Origin of the sequence: Serinicoccus chungangensis (assembly GCF_001483745.1) — a bacterium.
In the GTDB taxonomy this organism is placed as follows: domain Bacteria; phylum Actinomycetota; class Actinomycetes; order Actinomycetales; family Dermatophilaceae; genus Ornithinicoccus; species Ornithinicoccus chungangensis_A.
In genome coordinates this window covers 1-25,213 of record NZ_LQBL01000007.1, presented here as the reverse complement: position 1 = coordinate 25,213, position 25,213 = coordinate 1, and the positions used below count along the sequence as shown (strand labels likewise).

Genomic DNA, 25,213 nt, shown 5'->3' with positions numbered 1-25,213 from the left:
CGTCCCGCTCGACGTCCCCTCGGGCCGCCCGGCGGCGGTGCCCACGCCGGAGCCGGGGGACCCCCGGCTCGCGCGGCTCTCGCTCAACCAGCGCACCTGCGCCGGCTGGTCGCTGCGGGAGGCGATCGACGGCTGCCTGGCCGCGGGGCTGCCCGCGATCGGCGTCTGGCGCGAGCCGGTGGCCGAGGTCGGGCTGGAGACGGCCGTCCGGTGGGTCCGGGAAGCCGGGCTGCGCGTCTCGTCGGTCTGCCGCGGAGGGTTCTTCACCGGGTCCGACCCGGGGGCCGTCGCGGCCGCCCACCAGGCCAACGTCGAGGCGGTCCGGGAGACCGCGGCGCTCGGCGCGGCCACCCTGGTGCTCGTCCCCGGTGGCCTGCCCGAGGGCGACACCGACCTGCCCGGGGCGCGCGCACGGGCCACCGAGGCCATCGGCGCGCTGCAGCCCGTCGCGGCCGAGCACGGCGTGCGGCTGGGCATCGAGCCGATGCACCCGATCTTCGCGGCGGACCGTGGCGTGGTCTCCACCCTGGGCCAGGCGCTGGACATCGCCGAGCAGCTCGACCCCGAGACGGTGGGGGTGGTCGTCGACACCTTCCACCTGTGGTGGGAGCCCGGCATCGAGCAGCAGATCGCCCGGGCGGGCAGCCGCATCGTCAGCTACCAGGTGTGCGACTGGATCACGCCGTTCCCGGCCGACGCGCTGCTGAGCCGGGGGATGATGGGCGACGGCCACATCGACTTCCCGGCCTTCACCCGCCAGGTCGCGCAGGCGGGCTACGCGAGCGACGTCGAGGTGGAGATCTTCCACGCCGACGTGTGGGCCGCCCCCGGTGCGGACGTCGTCGCCACCATGGCCCGCCGCTACGTGGAGCTGGTGCAGCCCCACCTCTGAGGCCACGCCAAGGTATCTGGCGGCCCCCACCCGACTCCTCCCAGCATGCACCGGCGCAGGGGCCGGTGCGCCCGAGGAGGAGAAGAACCCATGTCACACGACGACATCAACCCGCACGAGCCGGTCGCGCCGGAGGCGGAGCCGGCCGACGAGGTCGGCACCGAGGAGCTCACCGAGGAGCCGGGGGCCGGGGGCGGTGCGCACGAGGAGGCCGCCGCCGGGCTGGACATCGAGCCGGTGGCGGCCGTCATGGCGCAGGCGCTGGGCGAGGTCGAGCAGGCCCCGGACACGTCGGGCCTGCGGCCGGTCGGGGAGGCCACCTACGGCCCCCCGGTCGACGCCGAGACCGTGCAGGGCCCGGACAACCGGGTCCAGATCACCGCCACCGGCAGCTACCCGTGGCGCGTCCACTGCTCGCTGCTCATCACGGCCAACGACGGCTCGCAGTGGATCGGCACCGGGTGGTTCAACGGGCCGCGCAGCATCATCACCGCCGGGCACTGCGTGTTCATCCACGCCCCCGGCACCCAGCGGCACGGGTGGGTGCGCAGCATCGACGTCATGCCGGGGCGCAACGGCGCGAGCCTGCCCTACGGCCGGTTCCTCGTGCCCCGCGCCCAGCTGCGCAGCGTCCACGGCTGGACGAGCTCGCCGGACCACGAGTACGACTACGGTGCGCTGCTGCTCACCGAGCCCAAGGGCGACGCCACGGGGTGGCTCGGCTTCGCGAACTGGTCGGACGCCACGTTGAACGCCAAGAGCCTCAACCTCTCCGGCTACCCGGGCGACAAGCCCTCCGGCACCCAGTGGTACCACTGGAGCGGCGTCGCCGCGCTGAGCGCGCGCAAGGTGTACTACACGCTGGACACCGCCGGCGGCCAGAGCGGCAGCGGGGTCTACGTGTTCCACGAGGGAGGCCGCTACGCCGTGGCGATCCACGCCTACGGTGGGTCCGGGAGCAACAGCGGGACGCGCATCAACAAGCCCGTGTTCGACAACCTCAAGCTGTGGAAGGGCTGACCGGCCGGATGACCGCACGGGTCCGAGGCGTCGTGCTCGACGCCGACGGCGGCCCCGTCCCCGGCGCCCGCGTGGCGCTGGAGGCGGGGCCCGTCCCGCTGCCCGACGTCGCCCTGCTCACCGGCGCGGACGGCACCTTCGCGCTGGACCTGCCGACCCCCGGGGAGTATGTCGTGGCCGCCCACGGCGACGACGCGAGCGCCCGGGCACGGCTCACGGCACCCTCGGAGCACGTCCTGGAGCTCCGGCTGGTCCCCCGCGGCCCGTAGGGCCGGTCAGCGGCTCAGGGGGAGTCCACGACGAACCCGGCCGAGCGCCGGTCGTCGGCGAACCCGGTCACCGTCCCCTGCTCCCAGTCGACCGCCAGCGCCTGCACCGAGCCGAAGTCGGCGCGCCGCCCCGGGTCGGCGACGTCCACGGCATACCCCATCGAGCGCAGCTCACCGGCGAGCGCGGGGTCCTCGAGCCGCAGCCGGCCGTCGCTGAGCAGGAAACGCCCGGCCGGGACGGCGGCGTCCAGGGGCTCGCCGTGCAGGCCCCACCGCAGCACGACCGAGGCGGTGGTGCTCGGGATCTGCCGCCCGCCGGGGGTGCCGACGACGAGCACCGGTCGGTAGTCCTCGTCGACCACCATCGACGGGGCGCTCCACGACACGGACCGTCGCCCCGCCTCCGGCTGGTTGGCGTCCGAGACGCCGATGGCGAAGAACCGTGAGAGCTGGTCGTTGAGGAAGTACCCGTCCAGGTAGCGCCCGCTGCCCCAGAAGCTGGTGAGGGTGTTGGTCATCGAGACTCCCACGCCGTCCTCGTCGACCACCGAGATGTGGGTGGTGTTCGGGTCGCTGTCGTAGGGGTCGGCGACCGCCGCGACGCCGCCGTCGCCGTCGTAGAGGTCGGCGGCCAGCGCGGCGTTGGCCTCCTGGTCGGTGATGCGCTCGACCGGCACGTCCACGAACGCCGGGTCGCCCAGCTCCTCCTGCACCGTGCGGTCGGCCACCAGCCACGCCTGCGAGAGCCGGTCCACGAACTCGGCGGAGTCGGGGTCGACCTCACCGATTCCGCCGGCCTCGGCGATCTGCGCCATCTGCACGATCGCGGCGCCCGGCAGGGGCGGCGCCCCGGACAGCAGGACGTCCCCGGCCAGGTCGCCGGCCGCGGGGGCGGACACCTGGACCTCGTAGTCCTGCAGCGTGCGGGCGTCCAGCCCCGGGACACCGGCGACCCGTCCGGACAGGGATCCGGTGTAGAAGGACGGCGCGCCCTCCTCGGCCAGGGTCCGCATCGTCGCCGCCAGGTCGGTCTGGACGAGGGGGTCGCCGGCCTGCAGCGGGGCCCCGCCGGACCGGAAGTGCGGCAGGTCGCCGGTGGCCGCCTCGCCGTTGGGGGTCCGCAGCGCCGCGGCGACGAAGTCCGACACCGGGTGCCCGTCCTCGGCGACGGTGATGGCCGGCTCCAGCAGCACCTCCCAGGGGAGCTCGCCGTGCTCCTCGTGCAGCCGGTGCATGCCGGCGACGAAGCCGGGCACGCCGACACCGTCCTCCGGGACCGCGCCCTGCGCGTTCACCACCTCGCGGTAGTCGTAGTTGACCGCCTCGCCGTCGGCGGCGACGATCGTGACGCCCCCGCCGCCGATGCCCGACGAGGACGGCTGGGTCACCGCGTCGGTGAACGCCGCCGCGATCGCCGCGTCCACCGCCGACCCGCCCCGCTCGAGCATCTGCATCCCGGCCTCGGCGGCCAGGGGGTGCCCCGCGCTCACCCCGCTGGCACCGAGCCCGGGCTCCGGCGGGGGCTCCGGCGCCGTGGTGCTGGGCGCGGCCTCCGGGGGAGCGGGCTCGGTGGTGGCGGCGGCGTCGTCCGGCGGCGCGCTGGTGGCGGCCGGGGCCTCGGGAGCCGTCGTCGGCGCCGCGTCCGGTCCTGGGTCGCCGCCGCTGCAGGCGGCGAGGGTGAGCGCCACGAGGGCCACGGGGAGGGTATGACGTCGGGTCACGACAGGCGCTCCTGCGAGGGTCGGGGGGAGGGTGCGGTCGGCCGCAGCCACGGCGTGCGCAGGAGGCGCTCCAACGGCCCGCTGCGGCCCTCCCGCTGCCAGGCCACGGCCAGCGCGAGCAGGCCGGTCCAGAGCACGGTGGCGATGAGCACGCCGACGACGAAGGCGAAGCCGTCCTCCGGCTTGATGACGGCCAGGACGAGCACGTGGAGGACGTAGAGGGTGAGCGCCATGGTGCCCCCGCTCGCCAGCCACCGGCTGACGCGCCCCCGCAGGCCCCAGCGCAGGCAGGCGCCGACGACGCAGCAGGCCCCGGCGGTCGCGCTGACGATCCACAGCGGCATCTGCCCGTGCGCGACGCCGGTGAGGATGCGGGTCCAGCCGACGTCGGCCTCGGGCCCGAGGGCGGAGTAGGCGAGGTCGGCCACGACGAAGCTGACGACCGCGGTCACCGCTCCCCACACCATGAGGCGTCGCTGGACGAGCGGGTCGCCGAGGGCGGTGCGCGACAGCCACAGGCCGACGAGGAAGGGCACCGACCAGCTGGCCAGCGGGTAGGGCCCGGCGAAGAGCAGCGAGTGGACGATCTCGTCGCGGGGGGTCAGCAGGCTGACGGCGCCCTGGGCGTGCCCGTGGACCTCGAGGTCGTGCCACACGATCCACAGCGGCCCGGCCACGGTGAGGACGCCGGGCACGAGCAGGAGGCGGCGGGAGGGTAGCCGCCACGCCAGCGGGGCAAGGAGGAACAGCAGTGCGTAGGTCGTGAGGATGACGCTCACGCTGGTGGTGAGGGTCTGCAGCACCAGGCCGAGGACCAGGAGCAGGACGATGCGCCAGGACAGCTCGCGCCACCGGCGGGACCCGGTGCGGCCGCGCAGGAAGAAGCCCATGCCGATCCCGGCGATCGTCACGAAGAGCACCGAGGCCCGGCCGTAGGGGAGCAGGTAGAGCCGCTGCAGGAGGGAGTCGACCTGGACCGGCCCGACGTTGACGACGATCATCCCCACGATCGCCAGGCCGCGCGCGACGTCCAGCCCGTGCAGTCGTGCGGACCGTCGGGTCGGGCCTGGCTCGGCAGTGGTCATCGGCGTCCCGGGTCGAGGGCGGGGAGCGGTCCGCCGGCAGGGGACCGGAGGGACATCACCCCCCATTCTACGGGGCGCCGCACCCGACGCCCGGGAGGTCGGACCGTGCGGACGGCGCCGGCTCAGAGCTCGGGCGGGGCCTCGAACAGGTCCACCCGCGCCGGGGCCAGGATGGACCGGGAGACGTTCTTGAAGTCGAAGCGGTCGAGGATGCGGGCGGCGTCCTCGTCGCTGAGGTCGTAGGCGTGTGCCAGCATCCGCACGTGCTCGGTGTAGAACGCGTGCAGCTTGTCGACACCCTTGATGAACTCCAGCTCCCTAGCCACCGCAGCGACGCTAACGAGGCCACGTTGCGGGTGGGTGGACGAGACACGAACGTTGGGTCCGGGACCCGACTGGACACCGGCGGCCCCGGTGCAGTGGGGTGGGGCGGTGACCTCCCTGCTGCACCTGCGCGCCGCCGGCACCTCCCTCGTCCTCGACCTCGCCGACGACCTGCTCCCGGTGGTCCGCCACTGGGGCGCCGACCTCGGCGACCTGGACGAGCAGGACCTGGAGGCGGTCACCGCGACCGGGCGCGTCGCCCGTGGGGACAGCCCCTTCGACGTCGCCGACCAGGTGAGCCTGCTGCCCGAGCACGCCCGCGCGTGGCTGGGCCGCCCCGGGGTCGAGGGCTCGCGGCAGGGGCGGGACTGGTCGCCGGCGTTCCGCACCGACGGGCCCGCCGACGTCTCGACGACGTCCGACGGCACCCAGCGGGTCGTGGTGCGCGGGGCGGACGACACGGCATACCTCGCCGTCGTCCTCGAGCTCGAGCTGCACCCGGGCGGGCTGCTGCGCACCCGGGTCACCCTCACCAACACCGGCGAGGAGACGTATGACGTGGGTGCGGTCCGCGTGGCGCTGCCGGTGCCGGAGCGGGCCGGGGAGCTGCTGGACTTCGCCGGCCGGCACACCATGGAGCGGGTGCCGCAGCGCCAGCCGTTCTCCGTCGGCGTGCACAGCCGGGAGGTGCGCACCGGACGCACCGGCCTGGACGCGGTGCACCTGCTGTGCGCGGGGGAGCCGGGCTTCGGGTTCGGGCACGGCCAGGTCTGGGCGGTGCACCTGGGGTGGAGCGGCAACCAGACGACGTACGCGGAGCGGCTCTTCAACGGCTCGCGGGTCCTGGGGTCGGGGGAGCGGCTCGAGCACGGCGAGGCGCGCCTCGGCGCGGGTGGGGAGCTGACCACCCCCTGGCTGTACGCCGCGCACGGCACCGGGCTCGACGAGGTCGCCGGGCGCTTCCACGCCTGGCTGCGCAGCCGACCCCACCACCCCGACCGGCCCCGCCCGGTGACCCTGAACAACTGGGAGGCGACCTACTTCGACCACGACCTGGACCGGCTGACGGACCTCGTCGACCGGGGTGCGCGGGTGGGGGCCGAGCGGTTCGTGCTCGACGACGGCTGGTTCGGCGGACGCCGCGACGACACGAGCAGCCTGGGGGACTGGGTGGTCTCGCCGGACGTCTGGCCGGACGGGCTGGACCCCCTCATCGAGCACGTGCACGCCGCCGGGATGGAGTTCGGCCTCTGGGTGGAGCCGGAGATGGTGAGCCTGGACTCCGACCTGGCGCGGGCGCACCCGGAGTGGATCTTCTCCGCCGGGGGTCGTCGAGGTCTGGAGTCGCGCCAGCAGCACGTGCTCGACCTCGGCCACGAGGGCGCCTACGCGCACGTCCGCGACCAGCTCATGGCGCTGCTCGACCGCTACGACATCGCCTACCTCAAGTGGGACCACAACCGCTACCTCAACGACGCCGGTCACACCCCGGGCGGCGAGCCGGGGGTGCGGGAGCACACGCTCGCGGTCTACCGGCTCATGGACGAGCTGCTGGCCGCCCACCCCGGGCTGGAGATCGAGTCCTGCTCGGCCGGCGGCGGGCGGGTCGACCTGGGGATCCTGGAGCGGGCGGTGCGCGTCTGGGCCTCGGACTGCATCGACCCGCTGGAGCGCCAGCAGATCCAGCGCGGCACCATGCTCCTGCTCCCGCCCGAGTTCGTCGGCACGCACATCGCCTCGGGCCGCTCACACACCACCGGCCGCCGCCACGACCTGGACTTCCGCGCCGGGACGGCCCTGTGGGGGCACCTGGGGATCGAGTGGGACCTGGCCACCTGCACCGAGGCCGAGCTCGCCGAGCTGGAGGCGTGGGTGGCCTTCCACCGCGCGCACCGGGAGCTGCTGCATACCGGGCGGGTCGTCAACGGCGACCACCACGACGAGGCGACCTGGGTCCACGGCACGGTGGCCCAGGACCGGTCCGAGGCGCTCTTCCAGGTCGCCGCGCTCGCGCGGCCCGCCACCACCGGACCGCACCGGGTGCGGCTACCCGGGCTCGACCCGGACGCGCGCTACCGGGTGACCCTGGAGCGCCCCGGCCAGGAGCCGCTGCGGGCGGGTCCCGGGGTGGTGCCGTGGGCCGTGGACGGGGTCGTGCTGCCCGGCCGTTTGCTCGCCGAGGTGGGCCTGCCGATGCAGCCCCTGGACCCCGAGCACGGCCAGATCTGGCGCGCGGCCCGGGCGTAGGCTGAGCGGATGGCACCAGCACCCGGACGGACCTGGGCCGGCAACCTCGCCTACTCGGCCGGTGAGCTGGTCGAGCCCACCAGCATCGATGAGCTGGCCGAGGTCATGGGCGGGGCCGGGCGCGTCCGGGTCCTCGGCTCGCGGCACTCCTTCAACCGGGTCGCCGACACGACCGGCACCCTCGTCGGCCTGCGCCGGCTGCCGACCGAGCTGGAGGTCGACCGGGGGCGAGGCGTCGTGCGTGCCGGGGCGGGCCTGACCTACGGCGAGGTGGGCGTCCGGATCCAGGAGGAGGGGTGGGCGCTGCACGCCATGGCCTCGCTGCCGCACATCACCGTCGGGGGAGCGGTGGCGACCGGGTCGCACGGCTCGGGCGACGGCGCCGCGTCGCTGGCCGAGGGGGTCGCCGCCGTGGAGATCGTCACCACCGGGGGCGAGCAGGTGCGGCTGGAGCGCGGGGACCCCGACTTCGGCGGTGCCGTGGTCTCGCTGGGCATGCTCGGTGCCGTCACTGTGGTCGAGCTGGAGGTCGAGCCCACCTACGACGTCGCGCAGACCGTCTACGAGGGCCTCACCTGGGACCGGGTGGTGGAGGACCTCGACGCCGTCACCGGGCTGGGCACGAGCGTCTCGGTCTTCACCGACTGGCGGGACCCGGACCGGACGACCCAGGTGTGGGTCAAGGACCGGGTGGACCGGCCCCGGGGCGGCGACGGTGCCGTCGGTGCCCTCGGGCTGCGGCCTGCGGACGGGCCGCGGCACATGATCAGGGGCGGGCGGCCCGAGCACTGCACCCCGCAGGGCGGCGTGCCCGGCCCCTGGCTGGACCGGCTGCCGCACTTCCGGATGGGGTTCACCCCCTCGGCCGGCGAGGAGCTGCAGTCGGAGTGGTTGCTGCCGCGGCGCGCGGTCGGCCCGGCGCTGGAGCAGCTGCGGGGGATGGCCGGCGAGCTCGCCGGTCTGGCCCTGAGCGCGGAGATGCGCACCGTGTCCCGCGGCCGGCAGTGGCTCGACCCCGCGCAGGAGGACAGCGTCGCCTTCCACGTGACCTGGCGGCGGGACCAGCCCGCCGTCGAGGCACTCCTCCCGAGGATCGAGGAGGGGCTGGAGCCGCTCGGGGCACGGCCGCACTGGGGCAAGCTGTTCGACGAGCGCGCGCTCGCGCGGCGCATCGAGGAGCTCTACCCGCGGCGTGGGCGGATGCTCGAGCTGGCCGCCCGACTGGACCCGCGCGGTGCGCTGCGCAACGACTACCTGGAGAGGGTGGGACTGTGACGGACGAGGTGCGGTGGTCGCCGGCGACGGCCGACGAGGAGGTCGAGCCGGACCTGCGGGCGGCGTTCGCGCGGGAGATCGGAGGTGCCCCCGACGGGGTGTGGGCCGCCCCCGGGCGGATCAACCTCATCGGCGAGCACACCGACTACAACGGCGGCTGGTGCCTGCCCTTCGCGTTGGCCCACCGCACCTACTGCGCGGTGCGGGCCCGGCCGGACGGGCGGCTGCGGGTGGTCTCGCGGCAGGCGCCCGAACAGGCCTGGGAGGGCGAGGTGGAGCAGATCCGCGCCGGGTCGCCCGGGGGCTGGGTCGCCTACGTCGCGGGCGTCGTCGCCATCCTGGCGCAGCGGGCGGGTGGCCCGGTCGGCGCCGACATCCTCGTGGACGGCCGCGTGCCGCTCGGGGCGGGCCTGTCCTCCTCGGCCGCACTGTCCTGCTCCAGCGCCCTGGCCCTGGCCGAGCTGGTGCCGGGGCTGGCCGCGGTCGACCGGGCCGAGCTGGCGCAGGTGTGCGTGCGCGCGGAGAACGACTACGCCGGCGCGGCGACCGGGGGGATGGACCAGACCGTCTCGCTGCGCGCGGTGGACGGGCACGCCCTGCTCGTCGACTGCGACGACTTCTCGCTCACCCGGGTGCCGTGGACCCTGCCCGGTCACGAGGTGCTCGTCATCGACACCCGGGCCCACCACAGCCTGGCCGACGGCCAGTACGCCGCGCGCCGGGACACCTGCGAGCGCGCATGCCGCAGCCTCGGGGTGGCCAGCCTGCGTGAGCTGCACGGCGCGGACGTGGACGAGGCGCTGGGCCGGCTCGAGGGGGACGACGAGGCGCAGCGCCGCGTGCGGCACGTGCTCACCGAGAACACCCGGGTGCTCGACCTCGTCGCGGCCCTGGGCCAGGAGGACGCCGAGGAGGTGGGCCGGCTCATGGTGGCCTCGCACGTGTCGCTGCGGGACGACTACGAGGTCTCGTGCCGGGAGCTCGACCTCGCGGTGGAGGCGGCCGGGCAGGCGGGGGCGGCCGGTGCGCGGATGACCGGCGGCGGCTTCGGCGGCTCGGCGCTGGCCCTGGTGCGGCGCGGCGACGTCGAGGACGTCGCGGCCGCGGTGCACGAGGCCTTCCTCGCCGAGGGGCTCGAGGCCCCTCACCTGCTCCGGGCCACGCCGAGCGCCCCGGCGCACCGGCTCTCCTGAGCCGGCCCGGCCCCATACCCACCGAGCGTCGTGAGTGGTTGGCCCCATACCCACCGGGCGTCGTGAGTGGTTGGCCTTGGACCCACCGGGCGTCGTGGGTGGTTGTTCTTGGTGCCACCGAGCGCTGTGAATGGTTGCTTCTCGCGTCCTCCGGTCGACGACCTCACGGTGCGAGGACGCCACCCTGTCTCAGACGGCGGCGGTCATCAGGCGTTGTGCCAACCATTGGCGGCGTTCGGTGGGTGGTGTGCCAACCATTGGCGGCGTTCGGTGGGTGGTGTGCCAACCATTGGCGGCGCTCGGTGGGTCCAGGGCCAACCATTCGCGGCGCTCGGTGGGAGGGGGGAGGGGTCAGGTGCGGGTGACCAGAGCGGCGGCCTGCCGGGCGATCTCCCACTCCTCCGCCGTCGGTATGACGTAGCCCGCGACCCGGCTGTCCGCGGTGGTGATGAGGGTCTCCCCGTCGGCAGCGGCGTTGGCGGGTGCGTCGAGGAGCACGCCGAACCCGGCCAGCCGCTCCAGGACGGCCGCGCGGAGCTCGGCGTTGTTCTCGCCCACCCCCGCGGTGAAGACCAGTGCGTCGAGCCCGCCGAGCACCGCGGCGAAGGCCCCGACGTAGCGCAGCAGCCGGTGCACGACCACCTCGAAGGCCAGCACTGCCGCCGGGTCCCCGTCCGCCCGCCGGGCCATGACCTGCCGGAAGTCCGCCGAGCCGGTGAGCCCGAGCAGCCCTGACTCCTTGGACAGCGCACGCTCGACCTCCTCGGTCGACAGCCCGGCCACCCGGCCCAGGTGCCCGGCGACCCCGGGGTCGAGGTCACCCGGACGGGTGCCCATGACCAGCCCTTCCAGCGGGGTCATGCCCATCGAGGTGTCGACGCTGCGGCCGCCGTCGACCGCGGCGGCGCTGGCCCCGTTGCCCAGGTGAAGCACGATGCTGCGCACCTCCTCCAGCGGACGGCCCAGGAGGTCGGCGGCCCGTCGGGAGACGTAGGCGTGGGAGGTGCCGTGGAAGCCGTAGCGCCGCACCCGGTGCTCCTCGCGCCACTGCCGGGGCACGGCGTAGGTCGCGGCGGCCTCCGGCATGCCCTGGTGGAAGGCGGTGTCGAAGACCGCGACCTGGGGCACGTCGGGGAACGCCTCCTGCGTGGCGGCGATACCCGCGAGATTGCCGGGGTTGTGCAGCGGTGCGAGCGGCACGAGGCGCTCGACGGTCGCGATGACCTCCGGGGTGATGAGCGTGGGGTCGGCGAACTCCGCGCCGCCGTGCACGACCCGGTGCCCCACGGCGAGCAGGTCGACGTCGGCGAGGGTGGGGCCGTGCTCCTGGAAGGCGCGGGTCGCCAGCTGCAGCGCCGCCGCGTGGTCGGGCACGTCGAGAACCTGCTCGTGGGTCCTCCCGCCCACGGTGTGGCGCGCCACCCCATCGCTCAGGCCGATGCGCTCCACCAGCCCCTTGGCCTGCGAGGCGCCGGTGCGCGGGTCGAGCAGCTCGTACTTCACCGACGAAGATCCGGCGTTGACGACGAGCACGACCGGGTCGCCTCCCGCGGCGCCGCTCCGGCCGCCCGCCCCGGCGCGGTGGTCCGCGCTCCGGCCGCCCGCCCCGGAGCGGTGGTCCGCGCTCCGGCCGCCCGCCCCGGCGCGCTGGTCCGCGCTCATCGGCCCGCCCCCGCCTGGATCCCCGTGATGGCGACGGTGTTGATGATGTCGCGGACCGTCGCGCCTCGGGACAGGTCGTTGACCGGGGCGTTCAGCCCCTGCAGCACCGGACCGACCGCCACCGCGGAGGCGCTGCGCTGCACCGCCTTGTAGGTGTTGTTGCCGGTGTTGAGGTCGGGGAAGACGAGCACGGTGGCCTGGCCGGCGACGGGGGAGTCCTTGAGCTTGGTGGCCGCGACGGAAGGGTCGACGGCGGCGTCGTACTGGATCGGCCCCTCGACGAGGAGCGAGGGCTCCCGCTCACGCACGAGGTCGGTCGCCGTGCGCACCTTGTCGACGTCGGCCCCGCTGCCCGAGCCGCCGGTGCTGTAGGACAGCATCGCCACCCGCGGCTCGACACCGAACCGGGCGGCCGTCGCGGCCGAGGAGATCGCGATGTCGGCGAGCTGCTCGGCGTCCGGGTCGGGGTTGATGGCGCAGTCGCCGTAGACGAGGACCTTGTCGGCCAGGCACATGAAGAACACCGAGCTGACGACCGAGACACCGGGGGAGGTGCGGATCACCTCCAGCGCCGGCCGGATGGTGTGCGCGGTCGTGGTGATCGACCCGGAGACCATGCCGTCGGCCCGCCCGGTCTTGACCATGAGGGTGCCGAAGTAGGCCGGGTCGGTGACGATGTCCTGGGCCTGCTCCAGGGTGACGCCCTTGTGCGCCCGCAGCTCGGCATACGTCCGCGCGAAGTCCTCGCGCCAGTCGCTGGTGAGCGGGTCGACGACCTCGGCGGCGTCGAGCCGCAGGCCCAGTGCCGCCCCCCGCTCACGCACCTGCGCCTCGTCACCGAGCAGCGTGAGACGGGCGACCCCGCGGGCGAGCACGGTGTCGGCCGCGCGCAGGATCCGGTCCTCCCCGCCCTCGGGCAGCACCACGTGCGCGCCCGTCTCCCGCGCCCGGGCCATGATCTCGTGCTCGAACATGAGGGGGGTCACCACGCCGGACCGGCGACCGGTGTCGTCGTCGACGGGGAGCAGCCGGGTGAGGTCGACGTGCTGCTGGGCCAGGGACCGGGCGTGCTCGATCTTGCGCTGCGAGCGGGGGGTGATGCGGCCGACGACGTCGTGCATGGTCATCGCCGTGCGCATGGTCCCGCCCTCGCAGCCGATGATCGGCAGCTCCACCGCGAGGCCCTCGACGAGCCGAGACACCTGCTCGCTGGGGCGCAGCCCACCGTTGAGGACGATGGCCCCGAGCGAGGGGAAGGTCGAGGACCGGTGGGCGAGGATGGCGCCCAGCAGCACGTCCTCGCGGTCGCCGGGGCAGATGAGCACGTTGCCCTCGCGCAGCCGGTCCAGGACGTTGGGCATGGTCATCCCGGCGATGATGAGCCCGGTCGCCTCCCGCTCGAGCAGGGTCTCGTCACCCGCCCGGAGTATGCCGTCGGTCGCCGCCATGAGGTCGCCCACCGTCGGGGCGGCGAGCAGCGGGTCGGCGGGCATCGCGAGGACGACCGGGTCGCTGCCACCGCCGGCCACCTGCTCGGTGACCGCGTCGCGGACCGCCGCGGACACCTCGTCCAGGTCGTCGTCGACGCGGTTGGCGAGCACGCCCGCGACCGCCGCGTGCCGGCTCAGCGCCTCCTGCACGGTGACGGCCGCGGCCGTGGCGGTGTCCTCCACGCTGCGGCCGGCGGCCGGGATGATGAGCAGCATGGGCGCGCCGAGGTGGGCGGCGATGCCGGCGTTGGTGGAGAACTCGGTGGGGGCGGTGACCCCGGTGTAGTCCGAGCCGACGACGAGCACCCGCTCGTGCTCGGCGGCATACCGGTGGAACCGGTCGACGATGTCGCCGATGGCCGCATCGTGCTGGTGGTGCATGTCGTCGTAGGTCACCCCGACGGCGTCCTCGATGGCCGACGCCGACGTCGAGAGCGGGTGCAGCAGGTGCAGGAGCGGGTCGTGCTCCCGGTCCTGCACGACGGGGCGGAAGACGCCGACCCGGCCGCCGAGGGCGCACAGCTGGGCGAGCAGCCCGACCGCCACCGCCGACTTGCCGGACCGGGGCTCGGCGGACGCGACATACAGGGAGGTGCTCACGGGTCCCACGATAGCCACGCTTTACGCTGCGTCCATGGACACGTCGAGCTCGCTGACCGCTGCCGGTGGACTCTCCGCGGTGCGGGTGTGGGTCGACGGCGCCCTCGTCGGGCCGGAGGGCTCGGTGCCGGCGCTGGACCACGGGATCACCGTCGGCGACGGGGTGTTCGAGACCTGCAAGGTGGTCGACGGGGAGGTCTTCGCGCTCACGCGGCACCACGACCGGATGGACCGGTCGCTCGCGGCGCTCGGCCTGGAGCCGCTGGACCGGGACCGGGTCGGGGAGGGCATCGCCGCGGTCCTCGCAGAGGGAGGTATGCCGTTCGGCCGGCTGCGCTACACCGTCACCGCCGGGCTCGGGCCGCTCGGCAGCGACCGGGTCCCGGGAGCGGCGACGTATGTCGTCACCGCGGTCGAGCAGGACCCCATCCCGGCGACGACCTCCGCGCTCGTGGTGCCCTGGGTCCGCAACGAGCGGGGGGCGCTCACCGGGGTGAAGTCGACGTCCTACGCGGAGAACGTCGTCGCGCTCGCGGCGGCGAAGGCGCGCGGGCACTCCGAGGCGATCCTCGCCAACACCGCGGGGATGTTGTGCGAGGGGACCGGCACCAACGTCTTCGTCGTGACCGGCGACACCGTGCGCACCCCGGACCTCGGCTCGGGGCCGCTGGCCGGGGTCACCCGCGGGCTGGTCGTCGAGTGGCTGCGCGAGGACGGCGTCGACGTGGTCGAGGAGGCGCTGCCGCTGTCGGTGCTGGCCGAGGCCGACGAGATCTGGCTCTCGAGCAGCATCCGCGACATCACCGCCCTGCACCGGCTGGACGTCCACGACCCGGTGCTGCTGGCGAGCGGTCAGGAGCTGGCCGTGCCCGGGCTCACCCCCCGTGACCTGGGGGAACAGCCCGGCCCGATGGCGCAGCGGGCCCTGCGGGTCTTCGCCGAGCGGGCCGCGCGGACCCTGGATCCTTGACCCAACCTTGACGGAGAATTGACCTGTAAGCGGTTACAACCGCGCGGGAGCGTGGCTACGTTCGAGAGAGGACGCCAGCGACGGCGTCCGTCCCTCTCACAAGGAGGAGACGTATGCGTCCTGCTGGAAAGCGCACCCTGGCCCTCATCAGCACCGGTGCCGTGGCCCTGTCCCTGGTCGGAGCCACCGGTGCGGGAGCCGCACCCGGCAACGGTGCGGGGAACGGTCAGGATGAGGCGGTCGCCAAGCACGCCGCCGCCTCCACGCGGTCGGCGCAGGCCGAGGTCCGGGCCTACTGGACCCCCGAGCGGATGAAGAACGCCACCCCCCGCGAGATGGCCAGGCCCGACGGCAAGGGCAAGCCCGGCGGGACGACGAGCTCGGCCCAGGCCGTGCAGGCGCCCGCCCAGGCCGAGCTCGGCAAGGTCTTCTTCACCCTCGGCGGCGCCAACTACGTGTGCTCGGGCACCGCGACCGACAGCGCCAACGGCGACGTGGTGACCACGGCTGGCCACTGCCTCAACGAGGGTCCGGGCGCCTACGCCACGAACTTCGCCTTCGTCCCCGCCTACGACAACGGTGCCCGGCCCTACGGCACCTGGGTCGCCGAGTCGCTCGTCGCCCCCCAGGCCTGGGTGAACAGCGGCGACTTCAACCACGACGTCGGCTTCGCCGTCATGGCCGAGCAGGGAGGCCAGAGCCTCACCGACGTGACCGGCGACTACCCGATCGCCTTCAACCAGGGCTACGGCCTGACCTTCGACGCCTTCGGCTACCCGGCGGCCAGCCCCTACGACGGGGAGGAGCTGTGGCGCTGCTCCGGGGTCGCCGGACAGGACACGCGCGGCACCACCGACCACCGTCTGCCGTGCTCGATGACCGGCGGCTCCAGCGGGGGTGGCTGGATCACCGGCGGCGTCCTCAACTCGGTGAACTCCTTCGGCTACCAGGGGGAGCGGGACGTCATGTACGGCCCCTACTTCGGGAACGTCGAGCAGCAGGTCTACACCGCCGCCAGCACCAGCTGAGGCACCAGCCGAGGCGATTTCGTCGCTCGGGCACGGGGAGGCTAGACTGCCTCCTCGTGCCCGCGGGCACGTCCGGACGTGTAGCTCAGTTGGTTAGAGCGTTCGCTTCACACGCGAGAGGTCAGGGGTTCGAGTCCCTTCACGTCCACCCTGCTATTCCAGGGGTCGGAAGTCTGATGACTTGGGCAAACGCGGTCCAGCGGTCGCTTCCACCACATGCGAGATTGCCTAACGTGCATCTTGCGTGCATCTTGAGTGGGACTGCGGCAGAGACAGGTGTGAGTAGGTGCTTCCACAGCAGACTCCAACATGCGGTAGATGCGCGCGTGCGGCGGTGCGCCTCACCGGGGTCTAAGTGCAGGCCTCCTTGGGCTACAAGGGACGACTCTCGTGGTGGTTCAACGGATGCCCGGGGACTGCTGCACGGATGGGTGACAGTGGTTAGTCACGTAGCCTGATCGGCTGGTGCGGTCATGATCATCTCGTACTCGATGGGGGTCAACCGGCCGAGAGCGGCTTGTCGTCGGCGGCGGTGGTAGGCCGTTCGATCCAGGTGGCGATGGCGATGCGTAGGTCGTGGCGGGTGGCCCAGGCGTGGCGATCCAGGACGTTCTTCTGAAGCAGCGCGAAGAAGGACTCCATGGCAGCGTTGTCGCCCGCGACACCGACTCGCCCCATTGACCCGACCATGTCGTGGCGGTTGAGAGCGTGGACGACCTTCCTGCTACGAAATTGAGAATCGCGATCCGTGTGGACCACGCACCCGGTGACGTTTCCGGCTCTTCAACTTTGAGCGTGGTGCAGGTGTTCACGCCGCGATCTGTCGGGGCGCATAGCCAATGATGCGGCACCGGTAGTTGTCGTGATTGCGGTACCCCCGACCGACCCTCTTGATCGTTTTGGCGGTCAGGTTCGCGGCCTCGGTCTTTGCGTTCGTGAGCCTCGTGCGGCAGAACGTGAGGAGCTCACGTCGCCACGCGCGCAGCGTCCGGAACAGCGCGACCGGTTCGCCAGGCGGGTGGCGCGCACGGCGCTCTCGAGCCGGGCCCAGGCGCGCTGGAACGTGGCGTTGTCCCGGGCGACGGGGAGCTGGCGGACGTGTTCCTTGATGCCCCACGCCACGGCCAGCTCGACGTCCTCTGCCAGGATCTGCTGCAGCTTGTCGCGTTGCCGTACGGAGAGCTTGTCGCCGGCGCAGGTGAGCAGCTTGCGGTACTTCCACGGGGTATCGGTGGCCCGGCCGCGGCGCTCGTGCAGCTCCCACACCCGGCGCCGGCGGACCTTGGTGACCATCTCGTTGGCCAAGCGCACCACGTGCCAGTGGTCGACGCTGACCCGTGCCCTGGGCAGCGCCTTTCGGACGGCGGAGCGGAACTCACTGGACATGTCGAGCGCGACCAGGCGCACCCGCTTGCGCCACCACCGTGGCCGCGCCGCGAGCCACTTCTTCACGGTCGCGCCGCGCCGACCGTCGACGACGTCGAGGATGGCGCCGTCGTCCAGGTCGGTGAACACGATCGACCACGGCTCGACCCGCGTCACCGCGTGGGTGTCGGGGTCGCGCAGGTACCGCACCGTGCGGAACCGGTGCTCGTCGATCCCCAGGTGGCGCACGTGCCGGCGGTCCACGCCGGTGTCCAGACCCAGGGTGGTCGTGAGCATCCGCATCACCGTGGGCCAGGCCAGGTGCGCCTCGTGCGCGACGCGGGAGACCGCGCGCGGCTCGGCCCGGCAGGCGCTAATCACCTGCTCCGCGAGCCGGGTCGTGACCCTGGCCCGGGCCGGCAGCTGCTCGGTCTCCTCGGTGAACGAGCGCCGAAAGGCACAGCGACTCACGGCAGGCGTAGCGGCGCTTGCGCACGACGACGTCGAGGCGCCCGCCGCCGCAGGCGACATCCTTGACGTGCTGGGTCGGTCGGGCCTGGACCCGCGAGGACAGCACGCCGCAGGACGGGCAGGCGCCCTCCGTCGCGACTGTCTCGATGAGCACCTGCCGCGGCTGGTCGCCGACGGCAGGGCTGGCCGAGACGACTCGGTAGCCGGGCAGGTTGAACAGGATCGACGCCGCATCGACGTCGAACGTAGGCTGGTGCACGCTCGCGGTCCTCGCTCTTGGATGCTTCGACAACACCCATGTTGGGGCAGGGCCGCGAGCCCTACTTCAGGGCCCCACCACGCTCAAAGTCGAAGAGCCACGTTTCCGCGGCGGGCGACGGCGTTGTTGAGTGCGGTGACGGCGATCCGGGACTTCATGCGAGAGTCGATGGAGTAGCCCACGATCCGGTTGGAGTACACGTCCTTGAACGCGCAGAGGTAGAGCTTGCCCTCACCGGTCCAGTGTTCGGTGATGTCACCGACCCACAGCTCGTTCGGTGCCGTGGCGGTGAACGCGTGCCGGGTCCGGCCGTGCTTGTCGGTGATGGCGCACCGGTCCTCGTGGACCGGCGGGCCGGGCTCCTTGCCATTCTTGCCGCGCTTCTTGCCGAACGCTGACCACCAGCCGTTGTCCGAGCACAACGCCCCGCCGTCCGCTCGCTCATCACCTGGCCGGCCTCGCGGGCTTCGTCGACCAGGTACCGGTAGCCGAACTCGGGGTCGTCGCGGTGGGCATCGAACAGGGCGTTCGCGCGGTGGGCCGCGGCGAGGTCGGCGTCGGTGACCGGGTTGGCCAGCCACCGGTAGTACGGCTGTCGAGCGATCTTCAGCACCCGGCACGTCACCGTGACGGGGATCCCGTCAACGGCCAGCTCGCGGACGAGCGGGTACATCATTTCCCCGGCAGGTTCGCCTGAGATAGATAGGTCGCAGCACGGCGCAGGACCTCGTTCTCCTGCTCGAGAAGGCGGATCCGCTTCCTGGCCTCGCGCAGCTCAGCAGAGGCGACCGCAGCACCAGGCCGGCCACCCTCGTCATCCTCGTCGGCCCTCTTCATCCACGAGTACAGGGTCGTGAAGTGGATCCCGAAGTCCTTCGCGATCTGGTCAAGCCCGACACCGGGCTCACGGTTCCGAGCGACCCGCAGGACATCATCGCGGAACTCCTGGGGGTAGGGCTTGGTCACGGTGAACATCCTTCCAGCCCAGCCCGAAGACTAGGCAGCTCAGGTGTCACCTATCCGTGCAGCAGTCCCATGGGGGGTTGACTTTCGGTGGTGAAGGGGATTCACTCAAGGAGTCGAACTCGATCGATCGAGGGAGGGGGTGAAGCAAGATGCAGCACGCAACCACGGACATCGTTCCCGCCGAGAGTGACTTCGAGGTAGTTGAGGTCATCTACGACCGGACCGACTGCGGCGCCAACAACATCGGCTGCTGAACGTCACCGGGACCTCCGCTGTTGGATTTGGCCTTCCGACACGCGAGTTGCAACACGCCAGAGAAGGAACAAATAAGGAGGTCCCGGTGAGCGCAGCAACTAGCCCCCCACAGTCATTCCGCATCGTCTCTAGCCCAGAGAACGATTGGATCCTCAGCCCCCGCGCCACGATAAAGGTCCGGCGCCAGCCTCAAAGCGCGCATAGCGGGAACGACAACAGTCCTAGCCTTGAACGTGCCCTTGAGAAGATGCGAGCCCTGGGGTACCAAAGCCCGCCAGACACCAAACTCTTCTCCGCTACCGTCCTCACTTCCACTGACTGCAACTTTCGCTGCTTCTATTGCTTTCAGAACGAGAAGACTGAAGAGGATGTTGTGCGGCGCATTCCCAAAATGCGTCTGACAGTGCCCCAAGCGAGCCGAATTTCTCTTTGGGTCAAAAACCGAATGGAAAAAGCCGGGTGCGATCGCATCTCTCTCTTACTCTTCGGGGGAGAGCCTCTGCTCAGCCCGCATGCTTGCCTTGCCCTCCTAAATGGCATGCAGGACAAACTCGAGCACGCTCACATGATATCAAACGGCTACATGCTCACAATGGAGACAGCAACCGCGTTAGCTGATGCAGGCCTCGAGTCCATTCAATTGACTTTTGACGGCAATAACCGTGACCATGACGCCGTCCGGAGTACGACTGGGGGACAACCCTCGTATCGTCGAATCATACGAAATCTAGCCACAGCCGTGGACGATACGCCCCTTAGGATTGGCGTAAGAATTAACGTCACTCGTTCCAATATTGACGGCGTGCCGGGAATAATCAGCGACCTCGTAGACAACGTTCAAGACCTCTCGCGTCTGACTCTTTCGTTCGCCATCGTCCGCGACTACTCGTGGAACCGAGACCTCGAGACGCAACAAGCAAAAGACACTGTTGACAGCATGGCGTGTAGCCTACTTGATGCCGCGCAAACGGCTCACAAGGCGGGCATGTTGCTTGGCAAGCCCGCAAGCAACGACTGCGCCTTTTGCGCGGGCACACCCGGTCACACCGGGGCGGTGGTGACACCTGATGGGGGGCTATATAGTTCCTGGGAGACGGCAGGCCGCGCCGACTACAAAGTCGGTGATATCTATGCTGGGTATCAAGTTGATCTTGAGAGCAAATGGTTGTCGTGCCATGATTTCTATGAAGACAATCAACAAGCTGCGACAGTCTCGCAAAAGATACGTAGTGCATATGAGGGCCGCCTCCTCGATTATCTCTATAGCCCGTAGATTCGCGCCACGCTATGCAAAGTTCACGACAGTATGACGGTGCAGGCTTTCTCTACGATCTGGTCTATGCTGACGCGCCGGACGATACCACTTTTTGGGAGAGTGTCGCGAGCGACGCCGCAGAAATACTTGAAGTGGGCTGTGGAACCGGGCGCGTGCTTAGACAGTTTTCAACGCGCAAAATCATGGGTCTGGATATAGACTCAACTATGCTTTCCTGGGGCAGGCAAAACACTCTTAAGCATCAGGACATCCCACTCGTTGCTGGGGATGCCGCTCAACTGCCTCTTGCTGACGAGTCCTTCGACACCGTTATTGCACCGCGTGGTCTCCTCTCTCATATGATCAGTACTCGCCGGCAGGGACTCGTTGCCAATGAGCTTCTTCGCGTTTGCCGCCAAGGGGGGACTGTGGCCGTCGATGTTCCGGACCTACGGCCCTACACCAAGGTTGGGCACCGTTCTGTGAGCTACACTAAAACGCTTAGAACTCGAACGCGCGAGTGGACGGTCAAGACGACCAGCAATTATCGCCCAGGCAAGAATTCGATGGTTACGCGACACGCGGTATGCATGTCCGAACCTGCGGGTCAAACTACGCATGGCGCCTTTGAGGTAGAGTCCTACGTCTTTACACCAAGCAGCCTGTGGCGCGTGTTTGCTTCAGTAGATGCCGCGCAGAGACTCGCCCTCCGGCCGCGAGCGGCGACCAGGTACAACGCTGGTCGTCTTCGACTGATAGTACGTAAAGGGTGGACCGTGTGACCAACCAACTGCAGGCCCTGGACGCCGGCTCGGTTCCAAAGATCGCGCAGCTGTGGCAGGCCAAAGGCCTCAGCACACCACTTCCGCGGGCGCGAGCTGAGTGGTTTGATTCGCTTGCATCGGAAGAGGGCCTCTGCGCGGTTCGGGACGGGTCCCTAGAAGGAGCGATTCTTACTTTACGTCGTTCAGTCCGTGTCTCCCACTCGGGAGCGCCTCTGCCTGTCGCCGTGATGGGTTGGTGGGCCACCCACCCAGAGACAACTGACCCTCGGCTCGGATTACTCCTACCTACTCGCGCCATTTCCCATGTCAAGAACGAGATGGGCTTGCCGATGGGCTTGACTATGTTGGCGCAACCAAGACATGCCAAGTACCTCGGGTGCCGCAGACTAACGCGGTCTGTGGTTGCCGATATAGCTTACAGCGATGTTCGAACGGGCAAGGGTCCCTTCGACTATTCGCTATACTCAGAAATGGAGGTCGAAGCCTCCGCTGTTGACTCCGAAGCGGCTATACTGGCCGCGAATCTGGTTGGACATCGCGATTCGGCGCAATGGGGGCGTCTTGGGGCCGTAGGAAACTCGGCTCTTGACCTCTTGGCGTTCTGGACGGACCCTCAGAGTTCAACCTTGGGTGAAGTTCGAATGCTGAAGTTGGTAGACGGTAGTGGTCGTATGGCGGGCTATGCGGTTGTGGCTCCGTTCGTCCGAGAGGCGAAAAGATGGAGTCTTCTAGACATGCATTGTAGTCCACAACACGAGTTCTTCTTGGTTCGCAAAATCTTTGAGGCATTCGGCGCGGCCAGTCTGAAGTCGGGGCCGCAAGCCCTGGACAGTTTTGCAGCTGGTCCACAGTTTGAGGCTCGACTTAGGCCTGTACAAGTTCTTGATGGTATATATGCAAGAATCTTTGATCCAGTGCCGTGTTTGTTGGCCAGGTCCTACGCTGTCGAAGGCCAGTTCGTGTTGGAACTGATTGACGACTTGTTTCCTGAGAATTCAGGGCGCTACGCCATTGAGGTGCGTGAATTCGAGGCAAGCGTCACTGAGACAAAGGCCGAGCCAGACGTTTGTTTAGGAATCGACTGGCTGACGCAGCTGTTTTTGTGTGACGCCACGTGGGTGCAAGCGCGAAATGCTGGTGCAATCTATGAGAATGTGGTTGGGGCATGTGAGAGGCTGGACAGATTCTTCGCTGTACCACACCAACCCCATCAGGGTATGAACATATGACAGTGCGACGGCGTGGGAATCTCCGGGTCACCTATTTTGTTTTGAGTGCGATGCAGATCATGGGTACTGCGGCAACGTTCCCTGTCTTAGTTATCCTCATGGCGGATCGCGGACTGTCTACGTCTGCTATCGGTATTGTCCTGGCCCTAGGTGCCTTCACAATCGCTTGTGCCGAAATTCCGCTGGGGATGGGCTCAGATCGCCTCCCTCGATCGGTTTCAATTATTGCGGCAAGTGTTCTACGGTTGTGTGCGTTCGCTGTGTTTGCCACTTTTTCGGAACCATTCTGGTTTGGTATCGCCTCAGTAATTTTTGGTTTAGGTCGCGCGGTTGAGTCAGGACCGTTGCAGGCGTGGTTTGTTTCAGCGAACCGAGCGCATCACAGGGTGGGGGACGCTGTTCCAGGCGACGTGGATCAGCAGCTTTCTGAAGGTCTGGGTAGTGGGTTCGCGGGCGCGGCAGTTGGGGGGGCTGTGGGAGCGGCCGTGGCCGCTACTGTCTTGCATTTCGGGTCCGGACCTTTCCTGTCGTCAGCCGAGAGTCTACAGCTTCTTACCGTGCCAGTTTGGCTCGGATGCGCGGTGGAAGTGGTGTTCATCATGATGGTCATTGGTATGCGACTTGAGAAGCACGTACCACGAAAAGACGCGCGGCAGCATGGTCCTGTCGCGGGTAAACAAGGAGGCGCGTTGCGGGCCTTCATTAATTTGGGAAAAAACAAGACAATCTGGCTTTTCTCCGCTCGATGGCTGTTCATGGCGGCGGGATTCCAAGCTTTCGAGTTGCTCACCCCCCTCAAGTTGGCGGATCTGGTGGCGTCGCCCAGTAGCGCCGCAGCATTCTTTGCCGTTCTGTTTGTGGGCACGCAGGGGTGCGCGGCGGTAGGTGCGGCTTGCGCGGGGGCTATCCGTAGGTGGGGTCACTGGGGCCGGGCGGTAGTCTCCCTGACACTCCTTTCGGGCGTACTGCTCGTAGCTGGTGGGCTGGCCGGCCATCTGTGGATATTGGCCCTGTTCTTCGGGATGGCGTTCCTGGTGGGGGGACCATCTGGCGCACTCCTGGGGCCTCTGCTGCACAGCCAAGTAGAAGATGACCAGAGAGCAACGCTTCTCAGTGTTGAATCGACCTTCGCCAATGTTGCTGTAGGGCTAGGTTCTGTCGGGCTCGGTGGTGTCGCTTCGGCGTATGGTCCGTCAACTGGACTGGTGGTTGGCGGCTGTTTCGTCATTTGCGCCGTCGTGCCAACGCTCTTCGTGCTTCGCTCAGAGCGGCGGAAGGGGCTGCTGCACGGATAGGTGACATCTGATCTGGGGTGCCGAGAGGTGCTGCTGGAAGGATGTGCACTGTACTTAAGCCCTTTCCCCGAGAGTCCCGCGATGTCGTCGTGCGTGTCGCAAGGAACCTTGAGGCGGGAGTCATCCGAAGCAGATCGCTGCCAAGTTCGGTATCAGCGAGTCGTGCCTGGCGAACTGGATGAAGACCGCGGACGTCGAGGACGGTGTGAAGCCGGGCCCCAGCGCCGCCGAGAACGCCGAGAACCGGGAGCTGTAGAGGAGAGTGCGACCGCTGGAGCAGGAGAACGAGGTCCTGCGCCGGGCTGCGGCCTAGCTGTCCCAAGCCAACTTGCCGGGAAAATGATGTACCCGCTCGTTCGCGACCTGGCCGGCGTCTGGGATGCCCGTCACGGTGACGTTCCGAATGCTAAAGATCGGTCACAAGCCGTACTACCGGTGGCTGGCGAGCCCGGTCACCGACACCGAGCGCGGGCAGGCCTATCCGCGAACGCCCCTGTTCGACGCGCACCTGGATGACCCGGAGTTCGGGTACCGGTTCCTCATGGACGAGGCTGCTGAGTCGGGCCAGCTGATGGCGACGCGGACTGCTTGGCGGGCCTGCTCGCACACCGGTTGGTGAGCGCGTTCGGGAAGAAGCGTGGGAAGAACGGCAAACCAGGACCGCCCTCACGAGGAACTCGTCGAGCGAGACTTCACCGCTGACGGTCCGAACCAGCTGTGGCTGACTGACATCACCGAGCGCCCCACCGGGGAGGACAAGCTCTACCTGTGCGCCGTCAAGGACGTCTGGTCCGGCCGCATCGTCGGGTACTCCATCGAGGCCCGGATGAGGTCTCGCCTGGGGATGCAGGCCCAGGACAACGCCGGTCCGTTGACGCTCATCGAGTACGAGGCCGACCGTGGCCGCAGTCGCCCCTCAGGCGGCCTGACCCAGCCGGTCACCTACCCGTGCAGCAGTCCCTTGCGGCATTTCCAGATGTCTCATGACCGTGTCCCGTGGACAGGTCGACGATCCCGGTCAGCGCCTTCGGGCCCCGGCTGCCGTCCTAGGGTGCCTTGGCGGACACGTTGTGCCACGCGTGCTCGGCCACGCTCAGAGTGGCCACGCCGGCGAAGCGGGTCTCATCCTCGGCCGCGGCGGCCAGGATTCGCTTGATCGCCGAGCACACCGTTCGCCACCGCGCCCCGAGCTGGCGCGCGGCACCCCACACAGAGGCGTGCTCGGACCGGATCTGAGCGATGGCCTTCCGCGCCGGCCGTGTCGTCAGCAGCCCCGCGGTGGGAACAGGTCGGACACCTGCTCGGTGAACGTACCCACCGCCCAGGCCTCCTCCCGGCACCGGTACCGGCGCTTGCGCCACAGCACCACGACGGGGGTGTCGAAGCAGGGCGCGTGGACCAGTCGCACCGTCCGTCGGCTGTGCACCTCGGCAACCGTCCGGTAGCCCGGGCCCCCCGCCGGTGCCGGGGCTCACTCTACGGTCACGGTCAGCTGGTCCGGGTCCCGCTGGACTGAACCGCCCCGGGTTCAGTGGAGAGTCGTGTGTGCTTCGGCGG

At 69.8% G+C, this 25,213-nt stretch carries 19 protein-coding genes, 1 tRNA gene and 3 pseudogenes; 14 read left to right on the top strand and 9 right to left on the bottom strand.

Annotated features, from left to right (window positions below):
• The first annotated feature begins 37 nt into the window (after positions 1-37).
• The 3 genes from AVL62_RS03805 to AVL62_RS03795 all read left to right on the top strand — a co-directional run bounded on the left by AVL62_RS03805 (position 38) and on the right by AVL62_RS03795 (position 2,181).
• On the top strand, positions 38-892 hold the full coding sequence (locus AVL62_RS03805; protein WP_201023194.1) for a sugar phosphate isomerase/epimerase family protein: 855 nt from the start codon (positions 38-40) through the stop codon (positions 890-892).
• A 90-nt stretch (positions 893-982) separates the two neighbouring features.
• On the top strand, positions 983-1,912 hold the full coding sequence (locus AVL62_RS03800) for a trypsin-like serine peptidase (RefSeq protein ID WP_058890344.1): 930 nt from the start codon (positions 983-985) through the stop codon (positions 1,910-1,912).
• The gene (locus AVL62_RS03795) at positions 1,900-2,181 is read left to right on the top strand and encodes a carboxypeptidase-like regulatory domain-containing protein (protein WP_153011649.1); all 282 of its coding nucleotides are present in this window, start codon (positions 1,900-1,902) and stop codon (positions 2,179-2,181) included. The genes AVL62_RS03800 and AVL62_RS03795 overlap by 13 nt, the downstream gene beginning before the upstream one ends.
• 14 nt (positions 2,182-2,195) lie before the next feature.
• Here the strand turns inward: AVL62_RS03795 and AVL62_RS03790 are convergent, their stop codons facing one another.
• The 3 genes from AVL62_RS03790 to AVL62_RS03780 form a co-directional block, all read right to left on the bottom strand.
• Complete coding sequence (locus tag AVL62_RS03790) at positions 2,196-3,902, bottom strand: gamma-glutamyltransferase (protein WP_153011648.1); 1,707 nt, start codon at positions 3,900-3,902, stop codon at positions 2,196-2,198.
• On the bottom strand, positions 3,899-4,987 hold the full coding sequence (locus AVL62_RS03785) for a DUF418 domain-containing protein (RefSeq protein WP_058890341.1): 1,089 nt from the start codon (positions 4,985-4,987) through the stop codon (positions 3,899-3,901). Before AVL62_RS03785 ends, AVL62_RS03790 begins: the two co-directional genes overlap by 4 nt.
• Before the next feature lie 122 nt (positions 4,988-5,109).
• On the bottom strand, positions 5,110-5,313 hold the full coding sequence (locus tag AVL62_RS03780; RefSeq protein ID WP_058890340.1) for a hypothetical protein: 204 nt from the start codon (positions 5,311-5,313) through the stop codon (positions 5,110-5,112).
• Positions 5,314-5,419: 106 nt separating this feature from the next.
• On the opposite strand from AVL62_RS03780, the gene AVL62_RS03775 reads away from it, so the two are divergent.
• The 3 genes from AVL62_RS03775 to galK are packed head-to-tail and all read left to right on the top strand — an operon-like array spanning position 5,420 to position 10,026.
• On the top strand, positions 5,420-7,558 hold the full coding sequence (locus AVL62_RS03775) for an alpha-galactosidase (RefSeq protein ID WP_058890367.1): 2,139 nt from the start codon (positions 5,420-5,422) through the stop codon (positions 7,556-7,558).
• A 9-nt stretch (positions 7,559-7,567) separates the two neighbouring features.
• Positions 7,568-8,833 carry an FAD-binding protein gene (locus tag AVL62_RS03770; protein ID WP_058890339.1) on the top strand — a complete coding sequence of 422 codons (1,266 nt, stop codon included), beginning with the start codon at positions 7,568-7,570 and terminating at the stop codon, positions 8,831-8,833.
• Positions 8,830-10,026, top strand: a complete 1,197-nt coding sequence (galK, locus tag AVL62_RS03765; RefSeq protein WP_235585505.1) for a galactokinase — start codon at positions 8,830-8,832, stop codon at positions 10,024-10,026. Before AVL62_RS03770 ends, galK begins: the two co-directional genes overlap by 4 nt.
• A 351-nt stretch (positions 10,027-10,377) precedes the next feature.
• On the opposite strand, the gene AVL62_RS03760 is transcribed toward galK, so the two are convergent.
• Both AVL62_RS03760 and pta read right to left on the bottom strand, forming a co-directional pair.
• Positions 10,378-11,688 carry an acetate/propionate family kinase gene (locus AVL62_RS03760; protein WP_083518654.1) on the bottom strand — a complete coding sequence of 437 codons (1,311 nt, stop codon included), beginning with the start codon at positions 11,686-11,688 and terminating at the stop codon, positions 10,378-10,380.
• Complete coding sequence (pta, locus tag AVL62_RS03755) at positions 11,685-13,778, bottom strand: phosphate acetyltransferase (protein ID WP_058890338.1); 2,094 nt, start codon at positions 13,776-13,778, stop codon at positions 11,685-11,687. Before pta ends, AVL62_RS03760 begins: the two co-directional genes overlap by 4 nt.
• A gap of 34 nt (positions 13,779-13,812) precedes the next feature.
• On the opposite strand from pta, the gene AVL62_RS03750 reads away from it, so the two are divergent.
• The 3 genes from AVL62_RS03750 to AVL62_RS03740 all read left to right on the top strand — a co-directional run bounded on the left by AVL62_RS03750 (position 13,813) and on the right by AVL62_RS03740 (position 15,924).
• A complete protein-coding gene (locus tag AVL62_RS03750) occupies positions 13,813-14,748 on the top strand; it encodes an aminotransferase class IV (RefSeq protein WP_201023191.1) in 936 nt (311 codons plus the stop codon).
• A 113-nt stretch (positions 14,749-14,861) separates the two neighbouring features.
• Positions 14,862-15,776 carry a trypsin-like serine peptidase gene (locus AVL62_RS03745; protein ID WP_235585499.1) on the top strand — a complete coding sequence of 305 codons (915 nt, stop codon included), beginning with the start codon at positions 14,862-14,864 and terminating at the stop codon, positions 15,774-15,776.
• Between the two features lie 74 nt (positions 15,777-15,850).
• Positions 15,851-15,924, top strand: a tRNA-Val gene (locus AVL62_RS03740).
• A 297-nt stretch (positions 15,925-16,221) separates the two neighbouring features.
• Here the strand turns inward: AVL62_RS03740 and AVL62_RS16920 are convergent.
• The 3 pseudogenes from AVL62_RS16920 to AVL62_RS17745 form a co-directional block, all read right to left on the bottom strand.
• Positions 16,222-16,535 (bottom strand): annotated as a pseudogene (locus AVL62_RS16920) (integrase core domain-containing protein); the annotation flags it as partial.
• 49 nt (positions 16,536-16,584) lie between these two features.
• Positions 16,585-17,871 (bottom strand): annotated as a pseudogene (locus AVL62_RS03730) (ISL3 family transposase).
• 107 nt (positions 17,872-17,978) lie between these two features.
• Positions 17,979-18,846, bottom strand: a pseudogene (locus AVL62_RS17745) (DDE-type integrase/transposase/recombinase); the annotation flags it as partial.
• A 331-nt stretch (positions 18,847-19,177) separates the two neighbouring features.
• Between AVL62_RS17745 and AVL62_RS16440 the strand changes: the two are divergent.
• The 5 genes from AVL62_RS16440 (at position 19,178) to AVL62_RS17465 (ending at position 24,275) form a co-directional block, all read left to right on the top strand.
• A complete protein-coding gene (locus tag AVL62_RS16440) occupies positions 19,178-20,365 on the top strand; it encodes a radical SAM protein (protein ID WP_153011645.1) in 1,188 nt (395 codons plus the stop codon).
• Positions 20,366-20,379: 14 nt separating this feature from the next.
• Positions 20,380-21,129 (top strand): class I SAM-dependent methyltransferase, encoded by a 750-nt coding sequence (locus tag AVL62_RS18175; protein WP_083518651.1) that lies wholly within the window; start codon positions 20,380-20,382, stop codon positions 21,127-21,129.
• Positions 21,130-21,530: 401 nt separating this feature from the next.
• The gene (locus AVL62_RS16430; protein WP_161937825.1) at positions 21,531-22,361 is read left to right on the top strand and encodes a sterol carrier protein domain-containing protein; all 831 of its coding nucleotides are present in this window, start codon (positions 21,531-21,533) and stop codon (positions 22,359-22,361) included.
• A complete protein-coding gene (locus tag AVL62_RS16905; RefSeq protein WP_153011643.1) occupies positions 22,358-23,656 on the top strand; it encodes an MFS transporter in 1,299 nt (432 codons plus the stop codon). The genes AVL62_RS16430 and AVL62_RS16905 overlap by 4 nt, the downstream gene beginning before the upstream one ends.
• 403 nt (positions 23,657-24,059) lie before the next feature.
• Positions 24,060-24,275 carry a hypothetical protein gene (locus AVL62_RS17465; RefSeq protein WP_201023190.1) on the top strand — a complete coding sequence of 72 codons (216 nt, stop codon included), beginning with the start codon at positions 24,060-24,062 and terminating at the stop codon, positions 24,273-24,275.
• A gap of 645 nt (positions 24,276-24,920) precedes the next feature.
• Here the strand turns inward: AVL62_RS17465 and AVL62_RS16420 are convergent.
• Positions 24,921-25,082 carry a transposase family protein gene (locus AVL62_RS16420; RefSeq protein ID WP_083518649.1) on the bottom strand — a complete coding sequence of 54 codons (162 nt, stop codon included), beginning with the start codon at positions 25,080-25,082 and terminating at the stop codon, positions 24,921-24,923.
• Positions 25,083-25,213 lie beyond the last annotated feature (131 nt).

Coding starts and splice junctions, on each gene's coding strand:
- AVL62_RS03760 (WP_083518654.1), bottom strand. CDS start 11,688: ATGAGCGCGGACCAGCGCGCCGGGGCGGGCGGCCGGAGCGCGGACCAC.
- AVL62_RS03750 (WP_201023191.1), top strand. CDS start 13,813: ATGGACACGTCGAGCTCGCTGACCGCTGCCGGTGGACTCTCCGCGGTG.
- AVL62_RS16905 (WP_153011643.1), top strand. CDS start 22,358: ATGACAGTGCGACGGCGTGGGAATCTCCGGGTCACCTATTTTGTTTTG.
- AVL62_RS03745 (WP_235585499.1), top strand. CDS start 14,862: ATGCGTCCTGCTGGAAAGCGCACCCTGGCCCTCATCAGCACCGGTGCC.
- AVL62_RS03800 (WP_058890344.1), top strand. CDS start 983: ATGTCACACGACGACATCAACCCGCACGAGCCGGTCGCGCCGGAGGCG.
- AVL62_RS17465 (WP_201023190.1), top strand. CDS start 24,060: ATGCTAAAGATCGGTCACAAGCCGTACTACCGGTGGCTGGCGAGCCCG.
- AVL62_RS03785 (WP_058890341.1), bottom strand. CDS start 4,987: ATGACCACTGCCGAGCCAGGCCCGACCCGACGGTCCGCACGACTGCAC.
- AVL62_RS03770 (WP_058890339.1), top strand. CDS start 7,568: ATGGCACCAGCACCCGGACGGACCTGGGCCGGCAACCTCGCCTACTCG.
- AVL62_RS18175 (WP_083518651.1), top strand. CDS start 20,380: ATGCAAAGTTCACGACAGTATGACGGTGCAGGCTTTCTCTACGATCTG.